Source organism: Spiroplasma phoeniceum P40, from assembly GCF_003339775.1.
GTDB lineage: Bacteria > Bacillota_I > Bacilli_A > Mycoplasmatales > Mycoplasmataceae > Spiroplasma > Spiroplasma phoeniceum.
Window position 1 is genome coordinate 378,279 of sequence record NZ_CP031088.1, and the last position, 13,674, is coordinate 391,952.

At 25.4% G+C, this 13,674-nt stretch carries 17 protein-coding genes and 2 pseudogenes; 6 read left to right on the forward strand and 13 right to left on the reverse strand.

Features of this window, described 5'->3' with window-relative positions; translation table 4 throughout:
• Positions 1 to 175: 175 nt before the first annotated feature.
• The 4 genes from SDAV_RS02540 (at position 176) to SDAV_RS02555 (ending at position 2,123) form a co-directional block, all read left to right on the forward strand.
• Positions 176 to 478 (forward strand): hypothetical protein, encoded by a 303-nt coding sequence (locus SDAV_RS02540; protein WP_114564420.1) that lies wholly within the window; start codon positions 176 to 178, stop codon positions 476 to 478.
• A gap of 272 nt (positions 479 to 750) precedes the next feature.
• Positions 751 to 999, forward strand: a complete 249-nt coding sequence (locus SDAV_RS02545; RefSeq protein ID WP_114564421.1) for a hypothetical protein — start codon at positions 751 to 753, stop codon at positions 997 to 999.
• A 31-nt stretch (positions 1,000 to 1,030) separates the two neighbouring features.
• On the forward strand, positions 1,031 to 1,426 hold the full coding sequence (locus tag SDAV_RS02550; protein ID WP_245938570.1) for a hypothetical protein: 396 nt from the start codon (positions 1,031 to 1,033) through the stop codon (positions 1,424 to 1,426).
• 481 nt (positions 1,427 to 1,907) lie between these two features.
• Positions 1,908 to 2,123 (forward strand): hypothetical protein, encoded by a 216-nt coding sequence (locus tag SDAV_RS02555; RefSeq protein ID WP_114564422.1) that lies wholly within the window; start codon positions 1,908 to 1,910, stop codon positions 2,121 to 2,123.
• Positions 2,124 to 2,264: 141 nt separating this feature from the next.
• Here the strand turns inward: SDAV_RS02555 and SDAV_RS02560 are convergent, their stop codons facing one another.
• The 10 genes from SDAV_RS02560 to SDAV_RS02610 form a co-directional block, all read right to left on the reverse strand.
• Entirely contained in the window at positions 2,265 to 2,462 is a 198-nt protein-coding gene (locus SDAV_RS02560; protein ID WP_114564423.1) for a hypothetical protein, read from the reverse strand.
• A 505-nt stretch (positions 2,463 to 2,967) separates the two neighbouring features.
• Positions 2,968 to 4,278, reverse strand: a complete 1,311-nt coding sequence (locus SDAV_RS02565) for a thymidine phosphorylase (RefSeq protein ID WP_114564424.1) — start codon at positions 4,276 to 4,278, stop codon at positions 2,968 to 2,970.
• A gap of 19 nt (positions 4,279 to 4,297) precedes the next feature.
• The gene (locus SDAV_RS02570) at positions 4,298 to 5,089 is read right to left on the reverse strand and encodes a lysophospholipid acyltransferase family protein (protein WP_114564425.1); all 792 of its coding nucleotides are present in this window, start codon (positions 5,087 to 5,089) and stop codon (positions 4,298 to 4,300) included.
• 1 nt (position 5,090) lies between these two features.
• Positions 5,091 to 5,573: a dihydrofolate reductase gene (locus tag SDAV_RS02575; RefSeq protein ID WP_114564426.1), complete on the reverse strand. Its 483-nt coding sequence runs from the start codon at positions 5,571 to 5,573 to the stop codon at positions 5,091 to 5,093.
• Positions 5,573 to 6,442, reverse strand: a complete 870-nt coding sequence (gene thyA, locus SDAV_RS02580; protein WP_114564427.1) for a thymidylate synthase — start codon at positions 6,440 to 6,442, stop codon at positions 5,573 to 5,575. The genes SDAV_RS02575 and thyA overlap by 1 nt, the downstream gene beginning before the upstream one ends.
• Before the next feature lie 812 nt (positions 6,443 to 7,254).
• A complete protein-coding gene (locus tag SDAV_RS02585) occupies positions 7,255 to 7,518 on the reverse strand; it encodes a hypothetical protein (protein ID WP_114564428.1) in 264 nt (87 codons plus the stop codon).
• Positions 7,519 to 7,760: 242 nt separating this feature from the next.
• Positions 7,761 to 8,045: a hypothetical protein gene (locus SDAV_RS02590; protein WP_114564429.1), complete on the reverse strand. Its 285-nt coding sequence runs from the start codon at positions 8,043 to 8,045 to the stop codon at positions 7,761 to 7,763.
• Positions 8,008 to 8,226, reverse strand: coding sequence for a hypothetical protein (locus SDAV_RS02595; RefSeq protein ID WP_114564430.1), 219 nt, complete (start codon positions 8,224 to 8,226; stop codon positions 8,008 to 8,010). The genes SDAV_RS02590 and SDAV_RS02595 overlap by 38 nt, the downstream gene beginning before the upstream one ends.
• 29 nt (positions 8,227 to 8,255) lie before the next feature.
• On the reverse strand, positions 8,256 to 8,771 hold the full coding sequence (locus SDAV_RS02600) for a hypothetical protein (protein ID WP_151202500.1): 516 nt from the start codon (positions 8,769 to 8,771) through the stop codon (positions 8,256 to 8,258).
• Between the two features lie 758 nt (positions 8,772 to 9,529).
• On the reverse strand, positions 9,530 to 10,555 hold the full coding sequence (locus SDAV_RS02610) for a hypothetical protein (RefSeq protein ID WP_114564433.1): 1,026 nt from the start codon (positions 10,553 to 10,555) through the stop codon (positions 9,530 to 9,532).
• A gap of 350 nt (positions 10,556 to 10,905) precedes the next feature.
• Between SDAV_RS02610 and SDAV_RS14590 the strand changes: the two are divergent.
• Positions 10,906 to 11,143: pseudogene (locus tag SDAV_RS14590) on the forward strand (MATE family efflux transporter); the annotation flags it as partial.
• Here the strand turns inward: SDAV_RS14590 and SDAV_RS02625 are convergent.
• A pseudogene (locus SDAV_RS02625) lies at positions 11,144 to 12,282 on the reverse strand (MATE family efflux transporter); the annotation flags it as partial.
• A gap of 108 nt (positions 12,283 to 12,390) precedes the next feature.
• Positions 12,391 to 12,681 (reverse strand): hypothetical protein, encoded by a 291-nt coding sequence (locus tag SDAV_RS11830; RefSeq protein ID WP_186823452.1) that lies wholly within the window; start codon positions 12,679 to 12,681, stop codon positions 12,391 to 12,393.
• Between the two features lie 70 nt (positions 12,682 to 12,751).
• On the opposite strand from SDAV_RS11830, the gene SDAV_RS02635 reads away from it, so the two are divergent.
• The gene (locus SDAV_RS02635) at positions 12,752 to 12,985 is read left to right on the forward strand and encodes a hypothetical protein (RefSeq protein WP_114564435.1); all 234 of its coding nucleotides are present in this window, start codon (positions 12,752 to 12,754) and stop codon (positions 12,983 to 12,985) included.
• Between the two features lie 412 nt (positions 12,986 to 13,397).
• Here SDAV_RS02635 and SDAV_RS02640 read toward each other — a convergent pair whose 3' ends face one another.
• Positions 13,398 to 13,613, reverse strand: a complete 216-nt coding sequence (locus tag SDAV_RS02640) for a hypothetical protein (protein ID WP_114564436.1) — start codon at positions 13,611 to 13,613, stop codon at positions 13,398 to 13,400.
• Positions 13,614 to 13,674 lie beyond the last annotated feature (61 nt).

A 13,674-nucleotide genomic window follows, 5' to 3' on the forward strand; every position in this document is an offset into this window, starting at 1 on the left:
AAAAACCATTTCCTTTCTTAATATTTTTTTATATAAAAATTATATAATGAATTATGCAAATTTAATGATTATTTATCAAAAATATAATTAAAATATAAATATTCAAAAATAATATTTATTTTGATAATATATTAGTAGTATAAAACAATTTTAATTTTAAGAAAGGAAATAAAATATGGTTCAAAATAAACCATCATTGAGTTTAAAAATGGACAAATATTTACAACTTTATAAACAAAGTTATATATTATCAGTTAAGGGACTAGCTCTTTTAGAAATACTAGAAAAATTAATTCTTAAAGAAGAGGCAAAAAAAGAATATGAAGAATTTGTTGATATAGCTGCTAAATTTATAAAAACATTGTGAGAAGAAGATAAATTAAAAAAAGAAATTAATTTTGATTTTTTAAGTAAAAATAAAATTAATAAAATTTATAAAATTTATAAAGAATTAAAAGACAATTCAATATTATTGTAAATATTTTTGCTACATCAAACACCATTAAAGAAGAAAATAAAATAAGTTTTAATTTTAAAGGTTTAAATACCAAAATTGTATTTGATAATATTAAAAAAAAATATATATAAAATCAAGCAAAATTAAAAATCTTGTTTTTTTATTTTAAATTAAGATATAATATATTTGTTATAAAAAAAGTATCAAAATTGTATTAAATAATATTAAAAAAAATAAATATTTGAAAAACAAGTTAAAAATAACTTGCTTTTTTTAGTTGTTTATTTTAATGTGTGTGATGATTTATTTTTAAATCAGGAAAGGAAACAACTTTAAAATGGTATATTAATAATATTATTAATGGTGAAAACTTTTTTAATAAAACATATGAAGATTTGAGTAGATATGTTGTTGGAGAAATTGCATATAGGTTAGAAAAGTTAGATGATCTTATTTTTCAAAATTATCAAAAATATGATAAATTTAAACATTATCGAGTAAAAGAAATAAGAACAAAAAACATTAATTACTTTAAAAGGTAAAATAACATTTCGCAGACGACGATATTATAAAATTAATCCAATAACAGGGAAAGAAGAATATATTTTTATTTTAGATGAAGTTTTAGGAATTAAAAAATGACAAAGACTGGGGAATGACGTCAAAGAAAGAATTTTATTGTTTTTAAGTGATGATAAAAAATACCGCGATATTTTAGATGCATTAGAACAAGCAAAAATTAGTTTAATGACAATTTCAAATACAATAAAAAACGCAACAACAAACGACAAATATTATATTAATAATACCACTATTAAAATAAAAGTTCCGCATACTTTATATATTCAAATTGATGGAAATTTTCTTAAAATAGAATACGATAGAAAAAAGGTTAAAAAACACACGCCTTATTATCTACTGTTCATACTGGTTATGATCAAGAAAAATCAACCGAAAAAAGACATGTAATTGCAAATAAGTTAGGTGTTTACGAAATAGATAATATTCCAATTTATATTTCTAAAAAAACAAAATTAACCCCTTTTGTTGTTAAATTAATACTTTTGATAATAAGTAATTATAATATTCAAGATGATACTGAAATTATGATTTTAGGTGATGGAGCAAATTGAATTAAAGGGGTTAAAAAGATATTGCAAATCGTTTTCCTAATAACAAAGTTCATTATACAATAGACAAATTTCATTTAGTAAAAAGATTTAAGGATTTATTACCCCACCGAAGAATAATTAAAGAAAATGAAGAAACTTTTAAACAAGTTGTTGATTATTTTTATAATGGAAAATATTATAAATTATTACAATGTTTAAAAGAAAGTAAGTCATTTATTCCTAGTTCTAAAAAGTTTTTAAGAGAAACAATTAACCTAATTAAAAATAACGAAGAGGGCATTAAAAATAAAACATTATGAAATAATATCGGTTGTCATATGGAGGGCGATGTTTCCCATTATGGTAAGGGGATATTTTCTAAAAAAGGAATTTATAGCGAAAAAAAAACTGTTAAAAATAAATTGAATAATAGTATGCTAAAATTAAGAAATAATATTAAGGATTTTAAACAATCAGAAAAAACACCAGAAAATAATACTATTTTATATAATAATTTTAATAAAACTGAACAACAAAACTTACATCTTTATTAATTTTATTTTTAAGTTAAATAATTTTAATAAAAATGAATTTTTTGTTGTGATTAAATTTAAAAAAATATAAAAATTTGTTGACAATAAAATTAAACATGGTATCTTTAAATTAAGTAGGTAAATTATTTATTCCATAATTTCTTAAAATATATTAAATACCCTTAAATAATTTATACAATCATTTTTCTTTGTATTTAATGCTCAATGTTCATCAGTAATTTCATCTTGTGAAACCAGGTAACTTTTACGCATTAATTCATTTAATTTATTTTCTTGATTACATTTAAAAAAATATCCTCAATATCTTTTTTTAAGACAAGTTTTATTTAAATTTTTCATATTTACCTCCTAAATTTATTGTTCTATATTTTGTATTTTGTAAATATACAACTATTTTTATTTGTTTGACGCCAGAACATATGCCTCTCTTCATCCGCACCATTTTCTTTCAGGTCAAAGCGTTCAGTTTGTAAATTAAATCTACTCGCACCTTGAAGAACCTAATGCTGGCTTTGTGGTTTTTAACCCTTGCCACTTCTAAGAAGTAAATCTTTCGCAGATTTAATTGTAAAGTCACTATCTCTATTTTTATTGTTGTTTGATATTAACCTTGGACTTATCACGACTATCGCAAGTTATTGCGTCTATTATTTCCGGACTGATTACCGCTGGGTTAGACCGCCTATGTGGAAAAAAAAACTTAGTTATTTTAAATAACTGTCCCACTCTGCTATTAAGTTGTTTTTCAAATAAAAAACAACTCTAACAAGAGTTGCTTTTTTACGGGTTCATCGTACAGGATGCCATATTAAAACAAAAAAGTGATTAACTTAAAGCATCACTTTTATTGAATTATCTCATAAACTAATTCTTCTTGTGGTGGTTTTGTTGAAACAATTCGAAAAGTTCGTTGTGCTCAATCATAAACTGGGGCAGTAACATAACGGTTAGTATATAAAGTCATTACAACATCATTTTTTGCAACTTTTTCACCAGTTTTTTTGTTTAAATAAATACCAGCATGATAATCAATTGTTTCATCTTTTGTATTACGGCCAGCTCCTAAACGAACAGCTAATAATCCTAACTTATTAGTATCAATAATTTCCATAAATCCCGATTGGGTTGCTTTAATTTCAACTATATTTTTTACTTTTAATACTTCTTTTAAAGTTAAATCATTATCAATAAAACTTAAATCTCCACCTTGCTCGTTCACAAAAGCACGGAAGTAATTTAACGGTTCTTCTGTTTGTAATTTTTTTTCACAAGCTTTAACTGCCATTGCTAAATCTTTAAAAAGCCCTGCTTGGCATAAACTTAAAGCTGCTGCTTCACATACAATGTAAGTCAAATCATCAGGCCCTTTTCCTCGTAATGTTTGTAATGCTTCATAAATTTCAATTGCATTACCGATAGTACGGCCTAATGGTTCTGTCATATTAGTAATTTCAGCAGCAATCTTCTTATTAAATTTAATTCCAAGTTCAACCATAATTTGTGCTAATTTCCGTGCATCAGATATTGTTTTCATAAAAGCACCACTACCACATTTAACATCTAACACAATTCCATCACTACCAGTCGCAATTTTTTTACACATAATACTTGCTGCCACTAATGGTAATGAATCAACTGTTGCCGTCACATCCCGTAAGGCATAAATCTTTTTATCAGCAGGAACAAGATTATCAGATTGAGCCATAATTGATAAATTTGTTTTATTAATAAAATCCTTAAATTCATTAAAAGAAAGTTCAACTTTAAAACCGGGAATACTTTCCAACTTATCAATTGTTCCTCCTGTTTGGCCTAATCCCCGCCCTGACATTTTTGCCACTTTTAAACCAAATGCAGCAACTAAAGGCGCATAAATTAAACTAACCTTATCACCAACTCCACCAGAAGAATGCTTATCAACTTTAAAACCAGGAATTGTAGTTAAATCATATACTTCTCCTGAATTAATCATTGCTTCAGTTAAAAACGAAATTTCTGTAACTGACATTGATTGAAAATAAATTGCCATTAAAAAAGCTGACATTTGATAATCTGGAATAATCCCTGATGTATATCCTTTGACAATAAAGCTAATTTCTTCTCATGATAACTCTTGTCCATTTTTCTTTTTATCAATTAATTCTAAAATATTCACTATTCGATACCTTCTTTTTTTAAGTCGTTTTTTTCTTTAATGAAGTTTTATATTCTTCATAAGTTTTTTTATGATTAACATCTTGATATTGATCAATTCCTTTTTGAATAATTTGTTTAACATTATTTGCAATTAATTCAGTTGATTTGGTCATAAACGTATCTGGCTTAATTGGCTTATGAAACACAACATGAACATACTTTTTCCCTCTTTTTTTAAATTCTTTATTAAAAATTGGATAAGAGTTAACAATTGAAACAGGAATAATTGGAACATGTGCTTTTTGGGCAATTTTAAAACTTCCAGCATGAAATTCTCCCATTTCTTGCCTGCGACTTCGTGTTCCTTCCGGAAAAACAACCATTGTTCGTGGTACACGAATTAAATCATTTGCCTCTTTAATAACTTCTAAGGTCTGACGAGGGTTTTCCCGATCTAAAAATAAAATGTCAATTAATGTTAAGAAATTTCGATATGTTCGATTATCTTGTAATTCTTTTTTAGCAATAAATGCACAAGGTGCGGTTTTATTAAAATCATTTAGAGCAAATAATAATGCCGGATCCACATTCGATTGATGATTTGCAATCATTAAACAACCCTTATCAATTCAATTATCACGATAATGAACAATTATTTTAACATCGTGCACTCATAACATATAGCGTGTTCGTTTTTGTAATCAATGATAACGATATTCTTCTGAAACAATATTTGGATCTCGTTTAATTTTTTTACTAATACTTCTTGCCTTAGTAATTGTTCGTAAAAATCGTGGTCATGTCAGAAGAATTTTTCAAATATTTAACATTTTAACTTTGTTCCTTTCTTTTATAATATTTTATTACAAATTGCTGATATTCGTTTGATTTAATTAAAGTAAATTGGTTTAAATCAAACGAAGGAAAATAAGTATCACCTTGATATTTTCCCTTAATATAACTAATGATTAATTCATAAGCATATGGTAATGTTGCCTCATAAATTTTTTTTCCCCCACAAATATAAATATCTTCGTTTGAATTTTGATGATAAAAATTAATAATTGCTGTTAAATCAGTTACTACTTCCACATCCGGATGATTAATTTGATAATCAAGTTGTCTTGTTAAAACTAATGTTTTTCGTTTCGATAATGGTCGTCCAATTCCTTCATAAGTTAATCGACCAAATAAAATTGTTTGCCCTAATGTTGTTTCTTTAAAATGCTGTAATTCTTCTCTTAAATGTCATGGTAATTGGTTATTTTTACCAATTAAATTATTTTCATCCATTGCTCATAATAACTTAATCATTATACTGCGACAGTTCCTTTAATTAATGGGGCTGAGTCATAATTTTCCAACATAATATCTTCAAATTTAAAATTAAATAACGAAGTAATGGTTTGATTTAACTTCAAAGTTGGTAATTTTCGCGGAGAACGTGTTAATTGTTCTTTAATTTGATTAAAATGATTTTTATAAATATGACAATCTCCTAAAGTATGGACAAAATCGCCAACATCTAAACCAACAACTTGGGCAATTAAATGGGTTAATAAAGCATAACTTGCTATATTAAAAGGGACTCCTAAAAAAACATCCGCACTACGTTGATATAATTGACAACTTAATTTATTATCTTTTGAAACATAAAACTGAATTAAAGTATGACATGGTGGTAAAGCCATTTCATCAACTTCTGCTGGATTTCAGGCACTAATAATATGACGACGTGAATATGGATTCTTTTTTAAATTTTCTAATAATTTTGCTAACTGATCAATTCCGTTAAAGTTTCGTCATTGTTTCCCATATACTGGTCCTAAATCACCAAATTCAGCAGCAAAATTTGCATCAGTTTTAATTTTTTCAACAAATTCAGCTAATGTTTCATTATTATATTTTGCTGATGCTTTATATTTTTCATATGGTCATTCATTTCAAATTCGAACATCATGATCTACTAAATATTTAATATTAGTATCGCCTTTAATAAATCATAATAATTCATAAACTACTGACTTAAAATGAACTTTTTTTGTTGTTAAAAGTGGAAAGCCTTTGCTTAAATTAAAACGCATTTGATAACCAAAAAAAGAAATTGTTCCCGTATTTGTTCGATCATCTTTTTCTTGCCCGTGTTCTAAAATAAAACGAGCCATATTAAGATATTGTTCCATCATTTTCACCCTATTTTCTATTCTCATATACTTAAATCTTACCTTATTTAAAAATAAAATCATCTGAAAAAATAAAAAAATCTTAACAAGATTATTTTTTTTATGTTATCATATTGCTAATTAAAAGAGTTGAGCAGTAATGAATAAATTTTTAAAAAAATAATTAAAAAAAAAAAAAAAATTAAATTTTCATTAAGTTTATTTATTCCTGGCACATTTAATACTCTACGAAGCAAATATGAAAATGAAGCCGAATTTAATTATGCATATATTTTAAGCAATTCAATTCATCAACAAAATGTTATTGATAAAACTAAAATTATATTAGAAGAAAAAGATAATAATTGTCAATATGATAAACAAATTATTAAAAAATTAATCGTTTTAAAAAAACTAATAAAAATAATATTTTAGTAATTTTAGTTTTTGTTGTTTGGTTTTTTAAAATCAAAAATAATACATTACCACCACAAGATTTTAAAAAGACAATACAAGCAAAATAAATTAACGACCTAAAATAATAAAATAATTTTTTCAAGTAAAAAACCTTTCAAATTTTGTGGAAACCATATACATTTAAGACCAGTTATATCGTTAGATTAAGTATACCGCTTTTTTATTAATTTTCAAATAAATTAAATCTAAAAAATGACAAAGTACATTCAAATGCATTAATAGCATCCAATTTATTTCAGCCAGGACGTTCGTCTCTAATATTCGTTTTTTCGTAATTAAGACATTTATATAATTCATCATATAGGTAACCATATTTTTTGTAACTATATCTTCACCATTAATATTTTTAGTAACAGTTAAATTTTTTTAAAATATATTCTTCCAGAAGATAACAAGCGTTTTATCGTAAAATGTCGATCAACTATTTTTCATCCTTTTTCACCCGTAACCAAAATCCGACTAATACTATTTTCAAGACTTTTTTCATCTCAATTATGATTAATAATTAATTTTTTTCGAACAAAATCGCCTACTGTTCGTGCATGATGCCCAATTCTATATTTTAAATCTTCTTTTAATTTATGGTATTTTAAAGATCAATCATTAAATTTATTTGCCATACCAGAAACCTTTTTAGTCATATCTTTAAATTCAGTAGTTGAAATTGATTGTTCTTCTAAAATATAAATTTCAGTTGGAACATCATTTTTGTTTATTTCTACCCCAACTAAAATTTGTACAGCATCGTCTTTTCCTTGAATACTATCTGCATAATCAGACCCAACAGCTATAAAACTAAATCAATATTTATTAATATCTTTTCATCAAAATTCAGTTGGATCAAAAAAATTTGCTCCTTATATTAGTTCTTTTCTATTAGTTCTTTTCGATAACTATATTTTTCCAAAGCAAATTGACGTTCTTTTCCTAAAAATAAAGAATCGTATGTTTGTGGATTATTTTCCTTTAATCAGTTACCTAAATCAAACGTACGTTTATTTAAGTTTTTATCATTAACTTTTGTAGTACCTCGAATAACGGTTATACCTATTCCATTCATATAATTTGGATCATTATAACAAGAAAAATAATTGTCTTCTAATTCTTTTTTAATTTCTTCAGTAAGCGGAAAAAATCGATTGTACAAATGTTTGATAAATTATATGATCAGCATCATGATTATTAAATCCAAATAATACCATTTGTTCTTTTCTTAAATTTAATTCAATTTCATCATCTTTATAACAAAGCTCTGGAATAATTTCTTTTGATGTTTTAATATTTTGCCCCCGGGAAATTTGAATTATCATATTAAATAAACGATACATATATTCTTCAATATCTAAGATAACTGTATCTAAAGGTATGACTTCATCAAGTTTAAAAAACCATACTCCCCTACTGGCGCTTCTTGCCCTTCTCATGTAGAACTATTATCAAATCCAACAATTTTAATAATTCTACCATTGGGTCATTTGTATTCAAATCGATTGTCGTTATTGGTTACCTTAATTATTTTTTCTTTGATAGCTTCTTTAATTGTGACTCCAAACTTTTCTAAGTCATTAATAACCCTGGTTATTTTTTTATCAAAGTTGTCGCGTGCTGAATTATATTGGTACCGTGCTAAGATGGAATTCCAATCTGTAAAATTGCAAGGAAAGAATAATGCTAATAAACAAAATAAATATGATTTTCCAAATCCTTTAGCTCCAGTTAAAATTTTAAATACTGCGGTTCAAGAAAATGGTTTACAAAATTTTTTAATAAAAACTTTTGCTAAAATATCAATATTAAAATTACAATTATTTTCTGATCAATTCAAATCTATAGAATACTCAATTATAATTCCTCCTGTCAGTAATTGATGCACTATTTTTTACTATTTGTCAAGAAAATTCGGGCGAGCAAACCAAACGAAAAAAACACCTTGCGGCGCATTCTAAAATAATGGAGACATCTACAATTATGGTAGTAAGAAAAAAGTTTATTTTTTATAAAAAATATAAATAAATTAATTAAATACAAATTAAAGTAACCGCTTATTAGAGCGATTTTTTTATTTGCATTATTATTCATCAGATAGTACCTTTATTAAAAATGATATTATTAGTTGTTAAAACGAAAAAATATAATAAATCACAGAAAGGGAATTATAAATATTAACTAATTTTTGGGGAAAATAGGTTAATTTTTAATTTTAAAGGTACTATCTGATGAATAATGCAATCTAAAACTTAATATTTTGATGCATAAAGATGGATAACTCATCTATGGCACGAAGCTTTAAAGAAAGTGTGAAAGCGATTGGATTTACTATTCTATTTATTTCTTTAATTCTCGGCAAGATTAATCACTTGCGAAATGTCAGAGCGTGTGTTTTTGCTTGTTTCATAAAAAGAGTGTTGTTAAACCAAAAAACAATATCGGAAACTAAAAAAGCAAGAGGGAGGAACTCCAAAAGGTTATTTTCTTTGTATAAAGTTGTATAGGGATGGATGAATCGTAATTAATAACTGGGTAAACTGTTTTTTTGTTTATTTCCGTGGGGGGTAAACTCTATCAAAATATCCTATCCGCTCCCGCTCACCCCCGAAGTGAAGCGGGCGGCGAAGTAATTAAATAACATTTTTAAAACCACGGCTCAAATGGTACATCAAGGCCAAATCAACCATTAATTAAGTCATGAACTGCTTCTATATTAAAATACAACATTACAATTGTTATAACTGATAAAACTAAAAGTACTATCACAACAATTAAAACTATTGCTCAAACTGGTAATTTTCGCTTGCTTGTTTCTTCATCATATTGAAATGGCATTTTTGTTGCATCAATTTTACCCAAAACATTGCTATTATTAAAACCATCTGATGGAGAAAAATCAGATGATGAACTAAAGCTTGGTGCTGCATTAAAATCTGGTGTTGGTCCAAAATTTGAATTTCCTTGGTCAAAATCATTTTGACCAGAAAAATTAGCACTACCAAAGTCATTTGTTTGATTAAAATCATGGTTTGTCCCAAAAGGATTTCCCTCATTAAACGTATTATCAAAATTATCATCAAAATCGTTATTGATTCCCTGTTGTTGTTTCATCAAATCTGGATTCATAATTGAGTAATGACGGCCCGAATCTTGCGAATACTGTCTTTTATTAAAATTAGAATCTTGACCAGCAAATTGTTGTTCTACTTCTGGTCCTGCTATTGGAGGATAAGTTAACATTCCGGGATATTGTGACATTTGCGGATAACCCATCATCATTGGAAATTGTGGCATCATTGGATAAGGGAACATTTGCGGATAACCCATCATCGGATTATATGCCCCCATTCCCATCGCATTCATTGGATTAGGCATAATAGGCATAACAAATGGTTGATAAATAATTGGTTGATAAATTGGTTTATTATGTTGGGGTTTAACTTCTGTTCCATTAATTCCCAAAGTTTTTGAAATGTAAGAAGAATTAAAAGGTGGATTAGTTTTTGTTTTAAAATCGTTTGGATTACCAGGAACTCTAATTGGTTTTGTTAGTGGTGTTACTGGTGCATTTTGGTTTAATAAATTATCATTGCCAAAACTATTGTTATTTTCAAACGAATTAAAATGATTTTCATTTTCACCACTAAATTTTGGATCATTATTATTCATGCTATACCCCTCCATATTAATATGCCAACTTTTCTTATAAATAAATTATATCACATATTTAAGTAAAATTAAAATAAACTATTGTCATAATTATTAGAAAGGTATATAATTATTTACCATTTTATTTAATTTTAATACCTTGTTTATTGTTTTTCACTTTGCAAATATTCTTGATCTTTTTCATCAACTTCATTAAAAATATGATAACAATGTTTGTATCAAAATAAATATAAAATAATACCTAAAATGATAGCTGAAATTAAATCATTTAACCATAATAATATAAAATAATAAATATTACTTTGGTCTGTGCCATCCGATAATCCATGTGCTAAGAAATATCCACACTTTTTACTTTATTATTATTTATTGCTCTTGGACCACAATTGTTAATGTCTTTTGTTTTTCCTGCTGATTTAGTTGATGAATATCGGTGAATAGCAGTTTTAATGTTAATGAGTTATCCTTGTGCTGCTATTTAATTTTTTAGGTGTTTAGTTATTTCAAGGGATGAATAACGCACGAAAAGCAGCATTATGCTCTTCATTTCGTGCTTTTATTGTGTTACCAATTTTAATGTTATGTGGAACCACTAATAATTGCTAATCCATATCAACAAGTTTGATACATTCGTAAATATTTTTTTGTTCCATAATTATACCCAATAATTTTTTTCATCCATTGTGCAATCCCTAATGCAATTGAAGTAAAAAAAGCAATTCAAGGACTTATTGCACTATTAAATAATTGGAAGTATGCTAAACCATATTGCTGGAGTTGAATAAATTGTCCTGGTAATGATGAAATAATTGTTGATGATAAAATTGAAACTAAAACAGCACCTAAATTATTAATAAAAGATGAAAAACCTAATCGAAAAATTTCTTTAATTGTTGTTTTATGTAAATAAAAAAGATCACGCCAATGAAATCGTAAATAAGAATTTTTATTATAATAAATACAAAATAATAAAACAATAATAAAAAAAATCAGGAACTAATTGTTCCTAACATTGTACATTCTAACAACATTCGACCATATTTTACAAAAACAATTGAAAATAAGACATTAATCGCAATTGCTACAATTGTAATGTAAATTGCAACATGACTTTTTCCATCTGTTCGTAATAATGTTAGTAATAAATAACTAACAAACATTAAAGTACTAGCAAGTAACATTGGAAAAACATAATGCCAAGTTAAATCTTGTACGATTCCTTTTTTACTTAATTGAATTAAAATCATAATATTATCTCATTGTGGAAAAACTAAACAAAAAACAAAAAAAGCTGCAACAAATGAAAATAAAAAGGTAATTGTCAAAGCATTTCCTGCTAAAGATTGTGTTTGTTGTTTATTACTTTGCCCAGATTTAATTGCAAATGTAATTGATGTTCCTGTCGCAAATAAAATTGCAAAAGCAAATAATAAGTTATAAATTTGCATTGAAAAATGGGCTGACAAATTAACAAAAATTTTTGCTGATTCATATGTTCATAATTTACCATTATTAATTGTAATATGTTCTTTATATCAATCCAAATATGGCTGATGATGAAAAACATTTGGTGATACAAATGTTAAAGCAATAAATTTATCGAAGATTGGATATAATGCTGTCATTGCCATCACAAAGACAGTTGGTAAATAAAAAATAAAAATTGTTTTTCATAAATTGTCATAACGTAACTTAATCTCGTTTTTTGAAAAAACGGTTTTCTTTATTATCTTCGTCCCCCTTTACAATACTATTTATCTATTATTTTATGATATTTTTAATTAAATTGCCAGATTCAAAGGGGACATATTTTAGTTAAAGGGGATTTATTTATTTTATCCTAACATTGTCTCTTTATTTTTGCTAAGCAATATTAAATACATTATAAGATTAACAATAAATGACCCTAATAAAGAAAAACTATAAATTAAAATAATTAATTTTATGTTTAGGAATAAAATATTAACTGCAATTAATATAAATGGAATTAAATAAACTGTAAAATTTATTACACATGATTTTATTAATAAAAATTTTAATTTGCCAATTCCAATAAAAACTGCATCAAGCAAAGTCGCTCAAGTATAAAAAAAATAAAATCAAATAACAATTCTCATAATTTGCATTGATTCGGTCATTTTTGTTTGATCATTATCAGTCAAAAATCTAGAAAAAGGAATTCATAGTCCATAAAATATGCTTGCTGAAACAGCAAATAAAAGAAATGAAAGCTTAAAATATTTAATAAATTTTTTATTAAGTTCTTTATTATTTATGCCCTCATATACATTAATGGCAACTATAGCTTTAAATAGTTCAACTAAAGCAATTATTGGTAATAAAATTCAATTTCAAATTAATTGATTTGCTAATCAATATGAACCAGATGCAGTTAATGAATTTAATGTTTTTGCAATTACCAATAAATAGAAAAAGTTATCAATTGACAATGATAAAAAAGTAAAAATAAAATTAAGAAAAAAACTTTATTAAATTCTAATTTTGTTAATCGAAAAGTCTTAATATTTCAAAAAATTTTAAAACTAAAAAAGTTGGCAATAATTAATAAAGAAAAAAGAAATAAAAATATATTAGTTAAAATACTACTTAATCCCAAACCAATATATGTATTTGCAAAAACATTTTCATTTGCTAACGTAAAATCTTAAAATAATATAAATTATCATTTTACCTAAATAATAGAAAAAAGAATGCCTTACTTTTACCAATATTTAATAAAAAACAGTAGAAATTAATAACAAAACTTCTGGAATTTTTGAAAATAATTGCAAATTAAAAAATATTATTTGATCATTATAATTATAACCATCAATAACTTTAATTAGATTATCAGTAAAAAAGAAAAAAGAAAAATAATTCCTAAGTAAATTAAAAAAACAAATAAATAAATTTGACGAATTTTATTTAAGTCATCAATTTTATTATTTTTAATTTTTCCAATAAAAAAGAATAATGGAAAAACAAAAACTTCTTGAAGAATTTCAAGCATAATATTAAGATATTCTCATTGAGCATAAGTATCTAATGAAACATCCATATATTTTGTAATAATATTGTGCGAACTAAAATTCATATTGATGGAATTAAAGAATATAAGA